Annotated in this window: 23 protein-coding genes; 6 read left to right on the top strand and 17 right to left on the bottom strand. The window is 70.7% G+C overall.

Going from position 1 to position 18,319, the window contains the following annotated elements; translation table 11 throughout:
• Nucleotides 1–53 precede the first annotated feature (53 nt).
• The 9 genes from ASL10_RS15020 to ASL10_RS14980 form a co-directional block, all read right to left on the bottom strand.
• Entirely contained in the window at nucleotides 54–341 is a 288-nt protein-coding gene (locus tag ASL10_RS15020) for an HU family DNA-binding protein (RefSeq protein ID WP_043595940.1), read from the bottom strand.
• 105 nt (nucleotides 342–446) lie between these two features.
• Entirely contained in the window at nucleotides 447–752 is a 306-nt protein-coding gene (gene rpsN / locus ASL10_RS15015) for a 30S ribosomal protein S14 (RefSeq protein ID WP_043595941.1), read from the bottom strand.
• A 2-nt stretch (nucleotides 753–754) separates the two neighbouring features.
• Nucleotides 755–922, bottom strand: coding sequence for a 50S ribosomal protein L33 (rpmG, locus tag ASL10_RS15010; protein ID WP_043595944.1), 168 nt, complete (start codon nucleotides 920–922; stop codon nucleotides 755–757).
• Nucleotides 922–1,158: a 50S ribosomal protein L28 gene (gene rpmB / locus ASL10_RS15005; protein ID WP_043595945.1), complete on the bottom strand. Its 237-nt coding sequence runs from the start codon at nucleotides 1,156–1,158 to the stop codon at nucleotides 922–924. The genes rpmG and rpmB overlap by 1 nt, the downstream gene beginning before the upstream one ends.
• Nucleotides 1,159–1,458: 300 nt before the next feature.
• Nucleotides 1,459–1,872 carry a Fur family transcriptional regulator gene (locus ASL10_RS15000; RefSeq protein WP_054145907.1) on the bottom strand — a complete coding sequence of 138 codons (414 nt, stop codon included), beginning with the start codon at nucleotides 1,870–1,872 and terminating at the stop codon, nucleotides 1,459–1,461.
• A gap of 99 nt (nucleotides 1,873–1,971) precedes the next feature.
• Nucleotides 1,972–2,862: a metal ABC transporter permease gene (locus ASL10_RS14995; RefSeq protein ID WP_056049779.1), complete on the bottom strand. Its 891-nt coding sequence runs from the start codon at nucleotides 2,860–2,862 to the stop codon at nucleotides 1,972–1,974.
• Complete coding sequence (locus ASL10_RS14990) at nucleotides 2,859–3,740, bottom strand: metal ABC transporter ATP-binding protein (protein ID WP_369794407.1); 882 nt, start codon at nucleotides 3,738–3,740, stop codon at nucleotides 2,859–2,861. Before ASL10_RS14990 ends, ASL10_RS14995 begins: the two co-directional genes overlap by 4 nt.
• Nucleotides 3,737–4,744, bottom strand: coding sequence for a metal ABC transporter solute-binding protein, Zn/Mn family (locus tag ASL10_RS14985; protein ID WP_056049901.1), 1,008 nt, complete (start codon nucleotides 4,742–4,744; stop codon nucleotides 3,737–3,739). The genes ASL10_RS14990 and ASL10_RS14985 overlap by 4 nt, the downstream gene beginning before the upstream one ends.
• Before the next feature lie 159 nt (nucleotides 4,745–4,903).
• Complete coding sequence (locus ASL10_RS14980; protein WP_056049777.1) at nucleotides 4,904–6,163, bottom strand: PTS transporter subunit EIIC; 1,260 nt, start codon at nucleotides 6,161–6,163, stop codon at nucleotides 4,904–4,906.
• Between the two features lie 217 nt (nucleotides 6,164–6,380).
• Here ASL10_RS14980 and ASL10_RS14975 point away from each other — a divergent pair, with 217 nt between their 5' ends.
• Both ASL10_RS14975 and ASL10_RS14970 read left to right on the top strand, forming a co-directional pair.
• Complete coding sequence (locus ASL10_RS14975) at nucleotides 6,381–6,614, top strand: glucose PTS transporter subunit EIIB (protein WP_054145886.1); 234 nt, start codon at nucleotides 6,381–6,383, stop codon at nucleotides 6,612–6,614.
• A complete protein-coding gene (locus ASL10_RS14970) occupies nucleotides 6,611–7,069 on the top strand; it encodes a PTS glucose transporter subunit IIA (protein WP_056049775.1) in 459 nt (152 codons plus the stop codon). The genes ASL10_RS14975 and ASL10_RS14970 overlap by 4 nt, the downstream gene beginning before the upstream one ends.
• Before the next feature lie 23 nt (nucleotides 7,070–7,092).
• Here ASL10_RS14970 and ASL10_RS14965 read toward each other — a convergent pair whose 3' ends face one another.
• From ASL10_RS14965 to ASL10_RS14945, 5 genes are all read right to left on the bottom strand, one after another.
• The gene (locus tag ASL10_RS14965; protein WP_056049772.1) at nucleotides 7,093–7,824 is read right to left on the bottom strand and encodes a GntR family transcriptional regulator; all 732 of its coding nucleotides are present in this window, start codon (nucleotides 7,822–7,824) and stop codon (nucleotides 7,093–7,095) included.
• Between the two features lie 149 nt (nucleotides 7,825–7,973).
• Nucleotides 7,974–9,485, bottom strand: coding sequence for a dihydrolipoamide acetyltransferase family protein (locus ASL10_RS14960; RefSeq protein ID WP_056049769.1), 1,512 nt, complete (start codon nucleotides 9,483–9,485; stop codon nucleotides 7,974–7,976).
• Nucleotides 9,486–9,495: 10 nt separating this feature from the next.
• On the bottom strand, nucleotides 9,496–10,461 hold the full coding sequence (locus tag ASL10_RS14955; protein ID WP_369794408.1) for an alpha-ketoacid dehydrogenase subunit beta: 966 nt from the start codon (nucleotides 10,459–10,461) through the stop codon (nucleotides 9,496–9,498).
• 59 nt (nucleotides 10,462–10,520) lie between these two features.
• Nucleotides 10,521–11,681 carry a thiamine pyrophosphate-dependent dehydrogenase E1 component subunit alpha gene (locus tag ASL10_RS14950; protein WP_056049763.1) on the bottom strand — a complete coding sequence of 387 codons (1,161 nt, stop codon included), beginning with the start codon at nucleotides 11,679–11,681 and terminating at the stop codon, nucleotides 10,521–10,523.
• A 30-nt stretch (nucleotides 11,682–11,711) separates the two neighbouring features.
• Complete coding sequence (locus ASL10_RS14945; protein ID WP_056049761.1) at nucleotides 11,712–12,782, bottom strand: histidinol-phosphate transaminase; 1,071 nt, start codon at nucleotides 12,780–12,782, stop codon at nucleotides 11,712–11,714.
• 108 nt (nucleotides 12,783–12,890) lie between these two features.
• Between ASL10_RS14945 and ASL10_RS14940 the strand changes: the two genes are divergently transcribed.
• Genes ASL10_RS14940 through purB form a run of 3 tightly spaced genes read left to right on the top strand, consistent with a single transcriptional unit; the run spans nucleotide 12,891 to nucleotide 15,180 of the window.
• The gene (locus ASL10_RS14940) at nucleotides 12,891–13,298 is read left to right on the top strand and encodes a phage holin family protein (RefSeq protein ID WP_056049758.1); all 408 of its coding nucleotides are present in this window, start codon (nucleotides 12,891–12,893) and stop codon (nucleotides 13,296–13,298) included.
• Nucleotides 13,299–13,348: 50 nt separating this feature from the next.
• Nucleotides 13,349–13,801, top strand: a complete 453-nt coding sequence (locus ASL10_RS14935) for a low molecular weight protein-tyrosine-phosphatase (protein WP_199736314.1) — start codon at nucleotides 13,349–13,351, stop codon at nucleotides 13,799–13,801.
• Nucleotides 13,798–15,180, top strand: coding sequence for an adenylosuccinate lyase (gene purB / locus ASL10_RS14930; RefSeq protein ID WP_056049755.1), 1,383 nt, complete (start codon nucleotides 13,798–13,800; stop codon nucleotides 15,178–15,180). The genes ASL10_RS14935 and purB overlap by 4 nt, the downstream gene beginning before the upstream one ends.
• A gap of 169 nt (nucleotides 15,181–15,349) precedes the next feature.
• Here the strand turns inward: purB and ASL10_RS14925 are convergent, their stop codons facing one another.
• The 3 genes from ASL10_RS14925 to ASL10_RS14915 are packed head-to-tail and all read right to left on the bottom strand — an operon-like array spanning nucleotide 15,350 to nucleotide 17,008.
• Nucleotides 15,350–15,595 carry a hypothetical protein gene (locus ASL10_RS14925; protein WP_043594098.1) on the bottom strand — a complete coding sequence of 82 codons (246 nt, stop codon included), beginning with the start codon at nucleotides 15,593–15,595 and terminating at the stop codon, nucleotides 15,350–15,352.
• Nucleotides 15,592–16,290 carry a DUF308 domain-containing protein gene (locus tag ASL10_RS14920; protein WP_235452895.1) on the bottom strand — a complete coding sequence of 233 codons (699 nt, stop codon included), beginning with the start codon at nucleotides 16,288–16,290 and terminating at the stop codon, nucleotides 15,592–15,594. Before ASL10_RS14920 ends, ASL10_RS14925 begins: the two co-directional genes overlap by 4 nt.
• 34 nt (nucleotides 16,291–16,324) lie before the next feature.
• The gene (locus tag ASL10_RS14915; protein ID WP_157485561.1) at nucleotides 16,325–17,008 is read right to left on the bottom strand and encodes a hypothetical protein; all 684 of its coding nucleotides are present in this window, start codon (nucleotides 17,006–17,008) and stop codon (nucleotides 16,325–16,327) included.
• Between the two features lie 155 nt (nucleotides 17,009–17,163).
• Between ASL10_RS14915 and ASL10_RS14910 the strand changes: the two genes are divergently transcribed.
• Nucleotides 17,164–18,306, top strand: a complete 1,143-nt coding sequence (locus tag ASL10_RS14910; RefSeq protein ID WP_082460648.1) for an acyl-CoA desaturase — start codon at nucleotides 17,164–17,166, stop codon at nucleotides 18,304–18,306.
• Nucleotides 18,307–18,319: the final 13 nt, after the last annotated feature.

Here is an 18,319-nt window from a genome sequence, read left to right as displayed (position 1 = left end):
CGTGACGACCGATGGTCGTCACGCCCCTTCTCGGGTGCTCGTGAGAGCGAGGACTACTTGACCGCAGCCTTGAGCTTGCTGCCGGCGCTGACCTTGACGCTGTCGCTGGCGGCGATCTCGAGGGCCTCACCCGTCTGCGGGTTGCGGCCGGTACGAGCGGCGCGGTGCGTCTTCTCGAAAGCGATCCACCCGGGGATGGTGACCTTCGTGCCGTCGGCGACCGACTTCGAGACGACGGAGAAGAACGCGTCGACGACGCCGCTGACGGCGGCCTGGCTCTGGCCGGACTCGGATGCGACAGCTGCGACGAGCTCGGTACGGTTCAGTGACTTGTCAGCCATGTAAATGTCCTCCTCGGACTTCATTCGGTGTGACGAGACACGGCGTTCACCATGCCTGTGCGGTCGAGACCAGAGAGCCGAGGGCCCTGTGGAACCGGTTGAAACCTACCAGGAAGACTTCGTGATGCCCGGCAACTCGCCACGGTGGGCCATGTCGCGGAAACGCACGCGGCTGATGCCGTAGGCCTTGAGGTGACCGCGGGGGCGGCCGTCGACCGAGTCGCGGTTGCGGAGGCGGACCGGCGACGCGTTGCGCGGCAGCTTCTGCAGACCGAGGCGGGCGGCCTCGCGGCTCTCGTCGGAACCGTTCGGGTCGATCAGGGCCTTCTTCAACTCGAGACGCTTCTCGGCGTAGCGGGCCACGATCTCGGCGCGCTGGTTGTTCTTGGCGATCATGCTCTTCTTGGCCATTTTTAGCGCTCCTCGCGGAATTCGACGTGCTTGCGAATCACCGGGTCGTACTTCTTCAGCACGAGACGGTCGGGGTTGTTGCGACGGTTCTTCTTGGTCACGTACGTGAAACCGGTGCCCGCCGTCGAGCGGAGCTTGATGATGGGACGGACGTCCTGCTGACGAGCCATTAGATCTTCTCCCCACGAGCGAGCAGGTCCTTGACGACCGACTCGATGCCACGAGCGTCGATGACCTTGATGCCCTTGGCGCTGAGCTGAAGGGTCACGTTACGACGAAGCGACGGCACGTAGTACGTCTTCTTCTGGATGTTCGGGTCGAAACGACGCTTGGTGCGTCGGTGCGAGTGCGAGATGTTGTGTCCGAAGCCGGGAACGGCTCCGGTCACCTGGCAGGTTGCTGCCATGGTTTTCCTCCGTAGATACCGTGAGGGCCGGAGCCCTCACCCAAGGTCACTTGTCGGCGCGCCGGTCCCGCTGCCCGATCGAGGGATCGGGCGATGAAGCCGGGAGGCGGTGCACATGGGCGCAGAGAGCGCCCAACCAAAGGGAGAGCTTACGCGACACGCCCGGACCCACGCAACCCGCGCCTCCCCGACTCGGGGTCGGGGCTCGGGGCTCGGAGCTCGGGGCTGCGGCCACGCGATCGCGTCGGCGCGCGCTGACGGCACGAGGAGGTGCGGCTCAGTGGATCGCGGAGGCGCGGCTCAGCGGATCGCGGAGGCGTCGGCGGCCGCGCGGGCCTCGGCCGTGCACGCGGGGCACAGGCCGAACACGTCGACCACGTGCTGCGCCTCGGTGAACCCGTGCGTGGCGGCGACGTGCTGGGCCCAGGTCTCGACCTCGTCGGCCTCGATCTCGACGGTGGTGCCGCAGTTGCGGCAGATCAGGTGGTGGTGGTGCGTGCCCGGGGTGCAGGCGCGGTAGAGGCTCTCGCCTTCTTGCTGCAGCGAATCGGCCGAGCCGTCGGCGGCGAGGTCGGCGAGTGCCCGGTAGACCGTGGCCAGGCCGATGCCGGTCTCGCGCAGGTGGGCGTGCAGCGCCTGCGCGCTGACGAACCCCTCGCTCGTGCCGAGTGCTTCTCGCACGGCCTCGCGTTGCCACGTGTTGCGTCGGACCACCACGGCGTCCTGCCTCTCTGTGTGTCGGACCTGTGCGTCGGACCTCGGTGCGTCGGGTCCCGGTGCACCGGGACCAGGTGTGTCGGACCCCGGTCTGCCTCAGACGCCGGTCGGTGCCAAGGGTACCCGCGGGCCCCTGCGCGGCTTCACGGCGGCGGCCGTGCGACGCCAGCCGACCAGGCGGCAGACGAGCCAGATCGTGAACGAGATCGTGGTGACGTAGGGGCTGATCGGCAGACCGCCGCCGAGGGCGAGCAGGATGCCGCCGACGACCGAGACGACCGCGAAGGTCACGCTCAGCACGGGCACGAGCCGGGGGTTGACCGTGAGCCTCAGCGCGGCCGCGGCGGGCGTGACGAGCAGCGAGAGCACGAGCAGCGCCCCGATGATCTGGACCGACACCGCGACCGACAGGCCCAGCACGAGCATGAAGACGATGCCGAGCGTGCGCACGGGGACGCCGGCCGCCGCGGCGACGTCGGGGTCGACGCTGGCGAAGGTCAGCGGACGCCAGATGACGATCAGCGTGACGATCACCACGGCCGAGATGGCGACGAGCCAGCCCAGCTGCGGGTTGTCGACCGACACGATCTGGCCGGTCAGCAGCCCGAACTTGTTGGCCGACCGCCCTCGGTAGAGCGCCAGGAAGAGGATGCCGAGGCCCAGGCCGAACGGCATGAGCACCGCGATGATCGAGTTGCGCTCCCGCGCCCGGGTGCCCAGCAGCCCGATCAGCAGGGCGGCGATCAGGCTGCCGACGAGCGAGCCGCTGACGACGTTCACGCCGAGCAGCAGGGCGGCGGCGGCACCGGCGAACGAGAGCTCACTGATGCCGTGCACCGCAAAGGGCATGTTGCGCGTGATCACGAAGGGCCCGATCAGGCCGCCCACCAGGCCGAGCACGGCGCCCGCGACGACGCTGTTGCGCACCAGCACGAGCAGCTCGCCGAAGTCCTGGAAGCTGAACAGCTGCGACCACAGGTCGGTCATCGGACGAGTCCTTCGTCGTCGAGGTGTTCGTCGACGTGGTGGTCGTGCCCGTCGTGGCTGCCGACGATCACGATGCGCCCCATGGTGCGGATCACGTCGACCGGAGTGCCGTAGAGGTCGCTCAGCACGTCGGCGCGCAGCACCTCGTCGGGTGTTCCGATGCGGAACCGGCCTCCGGCCAGGTAGAGCACCCGGTCGACGACGTCGAGGATGGGGTTGACGTCGTGCGTGACGAACACGACCGCGGCGTTGCGGGCCCGCCGCTGCTCGTCGATCAGGCGGGTGACCTCGCGCTGGTGCCGCAGGTCGAGCGAGATGAGGGGCTCGTCGCAGAGCAGCAGGGCCGGTTCGGCGGCCAGCGCCTGGCCGACCCGGGTGCGCTGCTGCTCGCCGCCGCTGAGGCTCGCGACCGGAGAGGTCGCGAACGAGGTGGCGCCGACCTCGTCGACCAGGGCGTCGATGCGGGCCCGTTCGGTGGGGGTCTCGCGGCGCGGCCCCCAGCGGTGGCCCGTGACGCCGAGCGCGATCATGTCGCGGGCACGCAGCGGGGTGCCGGACTCCATCAGTCGTTGCTGCGGCACGTAGCCGATGCGGCGGTGGCCGCGCCCGACCGGCCGGCCGAGGAACTCGATGCTGCCCTCGGTCAGGTGCTGCTGCCCGAGGATCGTGCGCAGCATCGTCGTCTTGCCCGCACCGTTCGGCCCGAGCACCGCGATGAACTCGCCCGGCCGCACGTCGAGGTCGAGACCCGACCAGAGCGTGCGGGCGCCGAACGAGACCCCGGCGTCGCGGAGGCGCAGCACGGCGTCGCCGCCGCCACCGGCCGAGGAGGCGCGGGTGGCGGCGGCGACGGAGGTCGCGCCGGACGGGTCGGTCACTCGCCGAGGGCCGCCGAGATCGCGTCGATGTTGCTCTGTTGCCATGCCACGTAGTCTTCCCCCTCGGGCAGCAGCTCGGTGACCGGCACGATGGCGACGCCGGCGTCGGTCGCGGCCTTCTCGACCTGCTCGGTCTCGGGACTCGAGGTCTGCTCGTTGTAGGCGAGCAGGTCGACCTTCCCGTCGGTGAAGAGCTTCAGGGTGTCGTTGAGCACGGCGGGCGACACGTCGTCGCCCTCCTCGATCGCCTCGGAGAAGGGCTCGGGCGTCACGTTGACCAGGCCCATCGCGTCGAAGAGGTAGCCGGGCACGGGTTCGGTGTAGGCGACCGGGTCGCCGTCGTGGGCCGTCTTGATCGACGCGGCCTGCGCCTCCAGGTCGGCGATCTTCGTGCCGAAGGCCTCGGCGTTCGCGGTGAAGGTGTCGGCGTTCGCCGTGTCGACCCGGCCGAACTCGTCGGCCAGGGCCGTGGCGAGCTTCGCCATGCTCGGCAGGCTGTAGAACACGTGCTCGTTGAACGCGGCGTGGTCGTGGTCGTCGTGCTCGTCGGCGTCGGCGTCTGCGGTGGCGTCGTCGCTCGCGGCGTCGGTGGCCTCGTCGGCGTGGTCGTCGTGCCCGGCCTCGGGGTCGAGCCCCGAGACGTCGACGGCGGTGATCACGGTGGCGTCGGTTCCGCTCGCGTCGACCATCGTGTCGACGAACGAGTCGTAGCCGCCGCCGTTCTCGACGACCACGTCGGCTTTCGAGACGGCCAGCTGCGTGCGGGCGTCGGCCTCGTACGAGTGCGGGTCCTGCGAGGGGTCGCTGATGATGCTGGTGACGTCGACGAGGTCCCCGCCGACGGTCTCGGCGATGTCGCCGTAGACGTTGGTCGACGTGACCACCGAGATCGCGCCTCCGTCGGTGGAGTCGGTCGAGCCCGAGGCGCCCGTGGCGCAACCGCTCAGCACGAGGACCGCGGCGGCGGGCAGGACGAGCAGGGTCGGCAGCGAGCGCATCTTCATGGTCGTCACGCTATTGCTACTGATAATGATTGTCAAAACGAGGAGGCGCGGGTCGGCCGAGCGCGCCTCCCGCGTCCCGAGACAGCGCGACACCCCCTGCTCGGCACGACACCCCCTGTTCCGAGGGTGTGATGCCGAGCAGGGGGTGTCGCAGCGCGCCTAGGCCTTCGTGGCGGCCTCGACGGACTCGGCGCCGGCGGCGTCGTCGTCCTCGCGGCCGGGCGTCTTGAGGTTCCACTTCTTGATGACGAAGCTGAACAGGACGTAGTAGACGACCGCGTAGCCGAGCCCGATCGGGATGAGCCAGATCGAGTTCTGCGAGATGTTGAAGTTCAGCACGTAGTCGATCAACCCCGCCGAGAAGGTGAACCCGGTGTGGATGTCGAGTGCGTTGACCAGCATCATCGACGTGCCGGTCAGCACCGCGTGGATGACGTACAGCGGCCAGGCGACGAACATGAACGAGAACTCGAGCGGCTCGGTGATGCCCGTGATGAACGCCGTCAGCGCGGTCGACAGCATGATGCCGCCGATCAGCTTCTTCTTCTCGGGGCGGGCGTGACGCCAGATCGCCAGGGCCGCGGCGGGCAGGGCGAACATGAAGATCGGGAAGAACCCGGTCATGAACACCCCGGCGCTCGGATCGCCGGCGAAGAAGCGGTTCAGGTCGCCCCGGACGATCTCCCCGCTGGCGTTGGTGTAGTCGCCGACCAGGAACCACACGACCGAGTTGAGGATGTGGTGCAGGCCGGTGGGGATCAGCAGGCGGTTGGCGACGCCGTAGATGCCGCTGCCGACCACGTCGTTCGACGCGACCGCCTGGCCGATGCCGGTGAGGGCGTTGTTGAACAGGGGGTAGATGAACGACATGACGACGCCGACGACCAGGCCCGTGACGGCGGTGAGGATCGGCACCATGCGACGGCCCGAGAAGAACCCGAGGAAGTCGGGCAGCTTCGTGCGGTAGAAGCGCTGCCAGATCATCGCCGAGAGGATGCCCATCACGATGCCGGCCAGCACGCCGTAGTTGATGACCTCGGGGTCGCCCGTCGGGGTCTCACGGCCCGCGAGAACGACCGGCGACATGGCCTTGAAGACGCCGTCGATCACCATGTAGCCGACGACCGCGGCGAGGGCCGTCGAACCGTCCGACTTCTTCGCCCAGCCGATCGCGATGCCGACCGCGAAGATCAGCGGCAGCCAGGTGAAGACCGCCTGCCCGGCTGCGCCGATCACCGAGGCGCCCGTCTCGAAGCCGGGGATCGCGCCGAGGAGGTCGGCCTGCCCGAGTCGCAGCAGGATGCCCGCCGCCGGGAGCACCGCGATCGGCAGCATGAGGCTGCGCCCGAGGCGCTGCAGCACCGCGAAGGCGGCCGAGCCCCTCTTCTTGGTCGGGGCCGACTCGGTCGTCGTCGTCATCAGGTGGTCCTCTCGTCGGTGAGCAGCCGTGGTGCGGGGTGGGTCGGGTGTCGTGCGGGTGGGGCGGTTCCGGAGGCGCGGGTCGCGTCGAGCGCGGAGCCTCCGGTCCTGTCCGGTCATGACCAGTGAGTGGTAGTTTCCTCAGACCGACGGGTGGTGTCAACTAGGACGACACCCTCGTCGCCGCGAGCGACCGACCCACGGAGGAGAACAGCTCATGTCGAAAGCACAGGCCATGATCGACGGACTCGGCGGCGCCGACAACATCGAGGAGATCGAGGGCTGCATCACGCGCCTCCGCACCGACGTCCGGGACATCTCGCTCGTCGACGACGCCGCCCTCAAGGCCGCGGGAGCCACCGCCGTCGTCCACGCGGGGGGCAGCGTCCAGGTGATCGTCGGCACGATCGCCGACTCGCTCGCCGAAGACATCAACGACCTGCTGCCGTGACCACGGTCCTCTCGCCCGTCGCCGGCCGGGTGACGGCGCTCGCCGAGGTGCCCGACGCCGTCTTCGCCGGGCAGCTCGTGGGCGCGGGCGTCGCGGTCGAGCCGAGCGCGCCTCCTGGAGGGGGTGTGGTCTCCGTCGTCTCGCCCGTCGCCGGCGAGATCGTCAAGCTGCACCCGCACGCGTTCGTGGTCGTGGACGAGTCGGGCACCGGCCTGCTCGTGCACGTCGGCATCGACACGGTCAAGCTCGGCGGCGAGGGCTTCGAGCTCGTCGTGGCCGAGGGGGCGACCGTCGCGGCGGGCGACGTCGTCGTCCGCTTCGACCCGGCCGTCGTGGCCGAGGCGGGCTACTCGGCCGTCATCCCGGTCGTCGTGCTCGACAGCGCCCCGGACAGCGTCCCGCAGCAGGCCGTCGGCACGACCGTCGCCTCGGGGGAGCCCCTCTTCGACCTCTGAGGCCGACGCGGCGCGGCCAGGAGTCAGTCGGGCGTCGTGCCCGACTCGACCTGCATCTGCAGGCGGTAGCGGTCGGAGCGGTACCAGCTCTTGGCGTGTTCGAGCGGGACGTCGCCGGCGAACGAGATCCGATCGAAGTACATCACCGGGGCGCCCTCGCTCGTGCCGAGCAGCGTGGCGACGTCGGCGTCGGCCCCCTCGGCGCTGACCGTCTGGGTCGCGCGGGTGATCGGCGTCGCGTAGTCGCCGTCGAGGGTCCGGTAGAGCGAACGGCTCAGGTCGTGGTCGAGCAGCCCGGGCAGCCGGTCCGCGGGGTACCAGCCGTCGTCGATGCTGACCGGCACGCCGTCGGCGAGGCGCAGGCGCTTGACGTGGAACGCCGAGGCGCCGGCCTCGAGTCCGAGGGCCGCGGCCGTCTCGGGCGGGGGAGCCGTCTCGGCCTTGACCAGCACGATCGTGCTCGGCACGTGGCCGAGCTTCGTCATCTCGTCGGTGAACGAGGCGAGGTGCAGCGTCGACTGGACCACGCGGTGGGCCACGAAGGTGCCCTTGCCCCGCACGCGGGTCAGCCAGCCCTCGTTCACGAGCTGCCCCACGGCCTCGCGGACCGTGATCCGGCTGACGCCGTACTCGAGCATGAGCTGGCGCTCGCTGGCGATCGCCGAGCCGGGCTGCTGACCGGCCGCGAGCCGCTGCACGATGGAGCGCAACTGCTCGTGCTTCGGCACGGCTCCGTCGGTGATGCGGTCGGTCATGGGCCCCCTCGTCCGTCGCGCCCGAGGGTGGTCCCATCTGGTCATGACCGGTCGTCCTGGCCTCGACGTTACTGCACGCCGTCCGTCGCCAGCCAGGTCGGGGCCCGGCTGCCCGCGGGGTTCCCAGGAACGGACGAGGAGGCGCGGGCTCAGTCGAGCAGGAGCGCCGGCTCTTCGAGGACGCTCGCCACGTCGGCCACGAACCGGCTGGCGACGTCGCCGTCGACCACGCGGTGGTCGAAGCTCGCCCCGATCGTCGTCACCATGCGCGAGCGGACCTCGCCGTCGACCACCCAGGCCTTGGGCTTGATCGTGCCGAGGGCCACGATCGCGACCTCGCCCGGGTTGAGGATCGGCGTGCCGGTGTCCATGCCGAAGACGCCGATGTTGGTGATCGTGATCGTGCCGTCCCGCATGTCGGCCGGCGTCGTCTTGCCGTCTCGGGCGGTCAGCGTCAGCTGTTCGAGGGCCTGGGCCAGCTCGAGCAGGCTCATCGACTGGGCCTCCTTGACGTTCGGCACGATGAGGCCACGCGGGGTGGCCGCGGCGATGCCGAGGTTGACGAAGTGCCGGACGAGGATCTCGCGGTCGGTCCAGGCCGAGTTGACCATCGGGTTGCGTCGCACGGCCCAGATGATCGCCTTGGCCATGATCAGCAACGGCGAGACCTTGACGCCGGCGAACTGCGGCGACGCCTTCAACCGCTTGACGAACTCCATCGTGCGGGTGGCGTCGACGTCGACGAACAGGCTGACGTGCGGGGCGGTGAACGCCGACGACGTCATGGCCGCGGCGATGGCCTTGCGGACGCCCTTGACGGGGATGCGCTCGACGCGTTCCTCGCCCCACTCGGGCGTCTCGATGTTGCGGAACACGCTGGCCTGCTGGGCGTGACGGATGACGTCGTCGCGGGTGACCTCTCCGGCCAGGCCGGTCGGCTGGACGACGGCGAGGTCGACCTCGAGGTCTTTGGCGAGCTTGCGGATGGGCGGCTTCGCGATGATCGGCAGGGCCTGGGCGGCGGGCACCGACGTGGTGGGGCGTCGCCGGGCCTGCTCGGCGACGCGCAGCTGCCGGGCGTCGACCTCGGTCTGCGACGGTCGGCGGCGACGGGTCGCTCCGTGACCCCCCGCGGCGCCGTAGCCAACGAGCACGGCACCCGACCCCGAGTCGGCCGGGGCCTCGGGGGCGTGCGCCACCGAGCCGGTGTCGCCGTCGGCGCTGACCGCGTCGGCCGAGCGGGCCGGAGCGGCGGGGGAGGAGCTCTGCACCGAGGTGGCGGACGCCGCGGGCTCGGCCTGGCGGGCACGCTGCGCGGAGAGTGCTTGTTCGTTCTGTGACACGACCTGCGCCGTGCGGGCGAGTCCGCCCGACTCGAGGGACTCGGACTCGGCGGCCCGACCCGACGGGGTCGCGGGTGCCGTCGAGTCGCCGACCCGGATGATCGGGGTGCCGACGTCGACCGTGGTACCTGGTTCGACGAGGATGCTCTCGACCACGCCGGCGTAGGGCGAGGGGAGCTCGACGAGCGACTTCGCGGTCTCGATCTCGACGAGCACCTGGTTGATCTCGACGCTGTCGCCGGGGGCGACCTTCCATTCGACGATCTCGGCCTCGGTCAGGCCCTCGCCGACGTCGGGCAGGGTGAATTCGCTGGTCATGTCGTGACTCCTAGTAGGCCAGGGCCCGGTCGACCGCCTCGAGCACGCGGTCGGCGTCGGGCAGGTACTGCGTCTCGAGCTTGGCGGGAGGGAAGGGCGTGTCGAAGCCGCTGACGCGCAGGACGGGTGCCTCGAGCGAGTAGAAGGCCTTCTCGGCGACGGTGGCGGCGATCTCGGAGCCGACCGACACGAAACCGGGGGCCTCCTGCGCCACGACGAGGCGCCCGGTCTTCCGGACCGACTCGAGGATGGGCCCGTAGTCGACGGGGGAGAGCGACCGCAGGTCCACCACCTCGGCCGAGACGCCCTCGGCCGCCGCGATCTCGGCCGCCTGCAGCAGAACGCTGACCATCGCGCCGTGCCCCAGCAGGGTGACCTCGGTGCCCGTCCGGACGACGCGGCTCGCGTGCAGCGGTGCCTGCGGGTCGCTCAGGTCGACGTCGCCCTTGGGCCAGTAACGGCTCTTGGGCTCGAAGAACATGACGGGGTCGTTCGACGCGATCGCCTCCTGGATCATCCAGTAGGCGTCGTGCGGCGTGCTCGGGCTGACGACGCGCAGGCCCGCCGTGTGGGCGAAGTACGCCTCGGGGCTCTCCTGGTGGTGCTCGACCGCGCCGATGTGCCCGCCGTAGGGCACGCGGATCACGACGGGCATCGTCAGGGTGCCCTCGTGCCGGTTGGTCAGCTTGGCGAGCTGCGACGTGATCTGGTCGAAGCCGGGGTAGATGAAGCCGTCGAACTGGATCTCGCAGACCGGGCGGAAGCCACCCATCGCGAGTCCGATGGCGGTGCCGACGATGCCGGACTCGGCGAGGGGGGTGTCGATGACGCGTCTGTCGCCGAACTCGGCCTGCAGCCCCTCGGTCACGCGGAAGACGCCGCCGAGCGTGCCGATGTCTTCGCCCATCAGCAGGACGCGGGGGTCGTCGGCCATGGCCTTGCGGAGGCCGGCGTTGATCGCCTTGCCGAGCGGCATGGACTGCACGGAGGCGCGGCTCGACTCGGTCGTGCCGGTCGGGTTCTCGACGGTGTCGGTCATGCTGCCCCCTCGTCGGTGGTCGCGGTCTCGCCCGCGCCGCCGAAGCTCTGCTCGTAGGTCGCCAGCCACTGCTTCTGCTCGGTCATGAGCGGGTGCGGCTCGGAGTACACGTGGTCGAAGATGAGGCCGCGGTCGGGGTTCGGCAGCGAGACCGTGCGCCGACGGACGTCGGCTCCGAGGTCGTCGCCCTCGGTCTCGAGGTCGGCGAAGAACGCGTCCCCCTCGCCTCGGTTCCGCAGGAAGGCCTCGAAGCGCGTGATCGGGTCGCGGGCGATCCAGGACTGCAGCTCGTCGTCGGTGCGGTACTTGGTGGGGTCGTCGGACGAGGTGTGCGCGCCGACGCGGTAGGTGAGCGCCTCGATGAAGCGGGGCCCGCCGCCGCCGCGGGCGGCCTCGAGGTCGCGGCGGCTGACGGCGTAGCTCGCGAGCACGTCGTTGCCGTCGACCTGCGTGCCGGGGATGCCGAAGCCGCCGGCCCGGGCGACGAGGGGCGTGCGCGACTGACGCGCGACCGGCACGCTGATCGCCCACTGGTTGTTCTGGAGGAAGAACAGCTCGGGGGTCTGGAAGCTCGCGGCGAAGACCAGGGCCTCGCTGACGTCGCCCTGGCTGGTCGCCCCGTCGCCGAAGAACGTGACCACGGCCTGGTCGACCTCGGGATCGCCCGTGCCGCTCTTGCCGTCGAGGCCGAGCCCCATGGCGAAGCCGGTCGCGTGCAGCGTCTGCGAACCGATCACCAGCGTGTAGACGTGGAAGTTCTGGTGCTCGGCGGGGTTCCAGCCGCCGTGCGTGTGACCGCGCAGCAGGCGCAGGATGTCGACCGGGTCGATGCCGCGGGACAGCGCGACGGCGTGCTCGCGGTAGGACGGGAAGAGGTGGTCCTGCGGGCGGGTCGCGTGGGCCAGGCCGACCTGGGCCCCCTCTTGGCCGTGGCTCGGCACCCAGAGGGCGAGCTGCCCCTGGCGCGCGAGTGCCGCGGCCTCGCGGTCGAATCGACGCGTCAGCACCATGTCGCGGTGCAGGGCGCGGAGTCCGTCGTCGCCGAGGGCGTCGACGTAGGGGCGGAACTCGTCGGCCGCAGCCGACTCGACCACCTCGCCCGACGGCGACAGGAGCTGGACGGGCGGCGGCGCGTCGGTCGCTTCGGAGGAAGACATGGCGTCCAATCTATTCCGCGGCATATGCCGTCACCGGGATGTGAGGTCGACGATCTGCTGGGCGGCGTGCAGCAGCTTGTCGACCGACGACGGCTCGCCGATCGTGACGCGCACGCCCTCGCCCGCGAACGGCCGGACGACGACCCCGTGGTCGGCGAACACCTGGGCCGCGGCCGCCGTGTGCTCGCCCGTGGCGAGCCAGACGAAGTTGCCCTGCGCCTCGGGAACCGTCCACCCCTGGTCGATCAGGGCGCGTCGCACCTGGTCGCGCAGCAGGACGATGCGGTCGACCCGCCCGAGCAGCTCGTCGGCGTGCTCGAGCGAGGCGAGGGCCGCGGCCGCGCCCTGCTCGGTGACGGCGAGGGGGATGGCCGTGGCCCGCGCGGCGTCGAGCAGGTAGGAGGCGCCGATCGCGTACCCGACGCGGAGTGCGGCCAGCCCGTACGCCTTCGAGAAGGTGCGCAGCAGGACGAGGTTCGGGTGCAGCTCGGTGAGCGTCTCGCCGTCGACGGCCGTGCTGTCGGTGACGAACTCGGCGTACGCCTCGTCGAGCAGCACGAGCACGTCGTCGGGCACCGCGGCCATGAACGACTCGAACTCGCCCGTCGACACCGTGGTGCCCGTCGGGTTGTTGGGGGAGCAGACGATGACGACGCGGGTGCGGTCGGTGACGGCCGCGGCCATGGCCTCGAGGTCGTGGCCCCCGTCGGCCCGCAGCGGCACCTGGACGCTCGTCGCACCGGCCACCGTGACGAGCCCCGGGTAGGCCTCGAACGAACGCCAGGCGTAGACGACCTCGTCGCCGACCGAGGCCGCGGCGAGCACGAACTGGGCCAGCAACGAGACCGACCCCGCGCCGACGTGCACCTCGTCGACGGTGACGCCGAACCGGGTGGCGAGGGCCGTCCGCAGGGCCGTCGCCGAGGCGTCGGGGTAACGGTTGAGCGAGACGGCGCCACGGACGGCCTCGACGACCGAGGGGAGGGGCTCGAACGGGTTCTCGTTCGACGACAGTTTGAAGGCGTCGGGGGACGCCTGCTTGCCCTGGCGGTAGGGCGGGAGGGCGGCGATCTCGGGACGGAGTCGGACGGGAGTGGTCACGCGGCCAGCCTATGGGGCGGGGGCCGCGTCGCGGCAGGGCACCGCGCCTCCTCGGGGGATCCGGTCGGGCACTACCGCCCGTGGAGGAGAGGTCGGCATGATGGGGGGATGACCCGATTCGTCGTGAGGCTGCTCATCAACGCGGTGGCCCTGTGGCTCACCACGCTGCTCGTGTCGGGGGTGACGGTGACGCCCTACGGAGCAGGGGGCACCCTCGAGACGATCGTGACCTTCCTGCTGCTCGCCCTGGTCTTCGGCATCGTCAACGGCGTGGTCGGCACGGCGATCAGGGTGGTGGCCTTCCCCCTCTACATCCTGACGCTCGGCCTGATCGCGTTGATCGTGAACGGGCTGCTGCTGCTGATCGTGGCGTGGATCTCGGATCTCTTCGGCTTCGGGTTGACGATCGACGGTTTCTGGTGGGGCGTGATCGGTGCCGTCGTGCTCGCGGTCTTCGCCTGGGCCATCGGCGTCGTCGTCCGCCCCGTGGTCGGGCGGGGTGACCGGAAGCGGTGAACCGGTTCCGCATCTGCTTCGTCTGCACGGGCAACATCTGTCGCTCGCCCATGGCCGAGACCGTGCTGCGCTCGCTCGCCGACGACGCGGGCCTCGGCGACCGGGTCGAGGTCACGAGCGCGGGCACCGGCGACTGGCACGTCGGCGAGGGGGCCGATCCCCGCACCGTCGAGGCCCTGGAGCGCCGCGGCTACGATGGTTCCCGGCACCGGGCGAAGCAGTTCGAGGCCGACGACTTCGCACGCTACGACCTCGTGGTGGCGTTCGATCGCGGCCAAGAACGCATCCTCCGGGCCTGGGCAGGCGACGACGCCGACCGCTCGAAGGTGCAGCTGCTGCTCACCTTCGCTCCCGACGCGGCGCCGGCGGGTGGCGGTCTCGACGTCCCCGACCCGTACTACTCCGACGCAGCACTCTTCGACGAGGTGCTCGACATGGTCGAGCGCGCCTGCTCGGCCCTCTTCCGCCAGATCGAACCCGCACTCCGCAAGGGACAGTCATGACGTTGCCTCCTCAGCCCCTCAGCCCGCTCGACGGCCGCTACCGCTCGTCGGTCCGCACGTTGGGGGACCACCTCAGCGAGGCGGGGCTGAACCGGGCCCGCGTGCACGTCGAGGTCGAATGGCTGATCGCCCAGACCGACCGCCGTGCGTTCGGCTCGACGCCGCTCGACGACGAGCAGAAGCGGGCGCTGCGGGCCGTCGTCACCGACTTCGGCCAGGCGGCGATCGACGAACTCGCCGGCCTCGAGGCGACGACCCGTCACGACGTCAAGGCCGTCGAGTACTTCGTGCGGGCACGGCTGGCCGAGCTCGGGCTGGACGGGATCGCCGAACTCACCCACTTCGCCTGCACCAGTGAGGACATCAACAACCTGTCGTACGCGGTCACCGTCAAGGGGGCCCTGTTCGACGTCTGGCTCCCGGCCTTCGACGCCGTGCTCGCCGCCCTCACCACCTGGGCCACCGACGCCCGCGACGTGCCGATGCTCGCGCACACCCACGGGCAGCCGGCGACGCCGACCACGGTCGGGAAGGAGTTCGCCGTGTTCGCGCACCGCCTGCAGCGTCTGCGCTCGCAGATCGTCGGCACCGAGTTCCTCGGCAAGTTCAGCGGAGCGACCGGCACGTTCTCGGCCCACGTCGTCGCCGACCCCGGGCTGGACTGGCCCGAGACGGCCCGCTCCTTCGTCGAGGACGCCCTGGGGCTGACCTTCAACCCGCTGACGACGCAGATCGAGTCGCACGACTGGCAGGCCGAGCTCTACTCGCGCGTCGCCCACGCCAACCGGGTGCTGCACAACCTCGCCACCGACGTGTGGTCGTACATCTCGATGGGCTACTTCACGCAGATCCCGCAGGCGGGGGCGACCGGCTCGTCGACCATGCCCCACAAGATCAACCCGATCCGCTTCGAGAACGCCGAGGCCAACCTCGAGATCTCGTCGGCGCTCTTCGACTCGCTGGCCTCGACCCTGGTCACCAGCCGCCAGCAGCGCGACCTCACCGACTCGTCGGCCCAGCGCAACATCGGGGTCGCGTTCGGCCACTCGATGCTCGCGCTCGACAACCTGCGTCGCGGCCTCGGCGAGATCGCCGTCGGCACCGTGACCCTCGAGTCCGACCTCGACTCCAACTGGGAGGTCCTCGCCGAGGCCATCCAGACCGTCATCCGCGCCGAGGTCGTCGCCGGACGATCCTCGATCGACGACCCCTACGCCATGCTCAAGGAGCTGACCCGCGGCAAGCGCGTCGGCCAGGCCGAACTGGTCGCGTTCGTCGAGGGCCTGGACGTGTCCGACGAGGCCAAGCAGCGCCTCGTGGCCCTGACCCCGGCGACCTACACGGGCATCGCGGCGCAGCTCGTCGACCGCCTGGCCTGACCCCAGGAGGCGCGGGTCGGCCCGTCAGGACGGCCCGCGCGCCCGAGGGCGCCGCGCGACGGATCAGCGGCCGACGGGCAGCGACGGAGCATCGGCCGACGGGCCGCGACGGAGCAGCGGCCGACGGGCAGCGACCGAGAGGCCGGGAGGCCGCGGCGGTCGACCAGCGTCAGTGGCCCCGCGGCTTGTCGGCGTCGTCGATCTCGTGTCGCTCGTCGTCGTTGGGCTTGGCCGCGAGCGCGAGCATGGCGATGGTGACGAGCGCGACGATGAAGCCGATGCAGAGGAAGATCAGCGCCAGCTGGAGGTCGCGCGTCGTCATGAGGACGACGAGGCCGACGAAGGCGGCGAAGACGCCCGACAGTCCGAGGAACTCGGCGGGGCGGAACCGGTCGCGCCAGGTGGGGTGGGTCATGACGTTCGTCCCTTGTCGTCAGGGGTGTCGGCAGGGGCCGGGTGCCCGGTCTGCCACTTGAGCGAGAGGCCGGCGATCACGAGGAACACGCCGACCAGGGCGCCGTAGGCGCCCAGGATGCCGACGAGCACGGTCGAGGAGGTCAGTTCGCCCTCGATCTGCTCGATGCCGCCGAGCTGCTGGCTGTAGTCCGGCGGGACGACCAGGAAGACCAGGGCCAGCACCAGGGTGAGCACGCCGACGGTCGTCCAGTCACGGGCGAGCGGCGAGCGACGACGACGTCGCAGGCCGGTGAGCAGTTCGAGGCCGCCGGTCAGCACGGCCCAGGCCGTGACGAAGGCGACCAGCACGGGCAGTTGGCCGTGCGAGAAGACGAGGCAGAGGGCGCCGATCACGGCACCGACGACGCCCTGCAGGACGGCGATGGTGCGGCTCGAGCGGTCGTGGAGGCGCAGGGCCGATCCGACGGCGAGCACGACACCGCCGGCGACCGCCGCCGCCCCGAAGGTCAGCAGGCCGACCCGGGGCGAGTGGTCGGGGTTGAAGGTGATGGCCGCCGCGGCCGCGAGGGCCGGGACGGCACGCAGCACGGGGACGGGCCAGTACGCGGAGAGCGACGGGTCGACGCCCCTGCCCGAGGGGTCGGGCGACGCCACGGGGGCGGTCGCGCCGGAGTCGTGGTGCGCAGGCGTCACGAGACCTCTTTCACGGGTGGGGGACCCGCCGAGTTTACCGCGCGCTCCTGAACGCCAGGCGGCGGACGGTGCCGAGCGTCAACGGCCAGCCGCGGCCCCTGAGCGTCCCGAGCTGACGTGCCATGTGGGCAGGCGTCACCCGCAGCACCCCTTCGGCCTCGAGCGACAACCCCGCGAGCACACCGTCCAGCGAACGTCGGGTGGAGGCCAGCCCCTCGGCCGTGTCCAACCCCATCGCGATCCGCACGCCGGTCGGCAACCGGCTGACCCGGGTGTAGGCGGTGGTGGTGTCGGCCCACGTGGACCGCCAGCCGGGCCGGACCTCCTTCACGCACTCGAGGAGGCGCACCGTCGCGACGTCGGGGTCGGGATGGTCGACGGTGAGCAGTCGGTAGTAGGTGCGTCGGACGCCCTCGGTGCTCACGAAGAGCAGGTCGGCGTAGCCCGCCACGACCGTGGCGGGCCGTGGCCCGATGCCGACCACGGTGCCGCCCCCGAGCCATGAACCGTGGCCGTCCTTCGCGTCGGGCCAGAGCCCGACGAGCACCTCGAGCCCGGAGATCTCGATCTCGTGGGCCGGTGCGTCCGACGCCGCCGCCCCGAGGGCGGAGTCCCGCAGGCCGTGGCCCTGATGGGCGTCCCGTTCGCCCGTCCTGTAGGGCACCTGCTCGAGGTCGTGCACCACCCCGCTGAGCCGCTCGACGAAACTCGCTGTCATCGACGATAGGTTACGTGTGACATACGGAAAGCTGCAACCCTCCTGCACGGCGACCTCCCGACACCTTCCCAGCCCACGCCGTTACGTTCGCACCATCTTCGGGCCGCCTCCGGCCCATCCACCCGGCTGAGAAGTCGATCAGCCGCGGGAGCCCGATGACCGCCACCGTCCCCACGACCCCCCGAACCGCGTACCCGCGGATCGTCCACGCACCGGCAGGTGCGGCACCCGCCGGGTTCCGCCCCACCGTCGCCGGACAGGTCGGCAAGCCGACCAGCACGTACTCGAGCCTGCTCAAGTCCGTGCGCGAGGCGGGCCTGCTGCAACGCCGCACCGGCTTCTACGTGACGGTCTTCGTCGTCCTCGTCGCGTGCCTCGGCGGCGCGGCCACCGGGTTCGTCCTGTTGGGCTCGAGCTGGTTCCAGCTGTTGATCGCCGCGGCCCTCGGCGTCATCCTCACGCAGTTCGCGTTCCTCACGCACGAGGCCGCGCACCGCCAGGTGTTCGAGTCGGGCACGCGCAACGACAAGGTCGGTCGCGTCCTCGCGGCCGGCGTCGTGGGCATCAGCTACGCGTGGTGGATGACCAAGCACAGCCGCCACCACGCCAACCCGAACACCAAGGGCAAAGACCCCGACATCGCGTTCGACACGATCTCGTTCCTCGAAGAGGACGCGGCGAAGCAGCGCGGCGTGCTCGGCTTCATCACCCGCCGTCAGGGCTACTTCTTCTTCCCCCTGCTGCTCGGCGAGGGCGTCAACCTGCACGTGACCTCGTTCCGCACGCTGCTCGGCCGTGACAAGGTCGAGGGCCGCGCGCTCGAGATCACGCTCATCGCCGTGCGCCTCGTCGCCTACTTCGGCGTCGTCTTCTGGTTCCTGCCGCTCGGCATGGCCTTCGCCTTCATCGGCGTGCAGATGGCCGTCTTCGGCCTCTACATGGGGTCGTCCTTCGCCCCGAACCACAAGGGCATGCCGATCATCCCCGAGGGTGCGAAGGTCGACTTCCTGAGCAAGCAGGTGCTCACCTCGCGCAACATCACGGGTCGGCACTCGACGGCCTTCATGGGCGGGCTGAACTACCAGATCGAGCACCACCTGTTCCCGAGCATGGCGCGTCCGAACCTGCGCGCGGCCAGCGCCCTGGTGAAGGCGCACTGCGCCGAGCACGGCATCCCCTACACCGAGACGACGATCGCCAAGTCGTACGCGATCGTCATCCGGTACCTCAACCGCGTCGGCCTCTCGGCCCGCGACCCGTTCGACTGCCCCGCGGCGTACGCGATGCGTCCGCGCTAGGCGGCGCCGAACA

Origin of the sequence: Frigoribacterium sp. Leaf8, assembly GCF_001421165.1 — a bacterium.
GTDB lineage: Bacteria > Actinomycetota > Actinomycetes > Actinomycetales > Microbacteriaceae > Frigoribacterium.
Note: the sequence above shows the minus strand (reverse complement) of the source record. Positions and strands in the feature narration are given on the sequence as shown.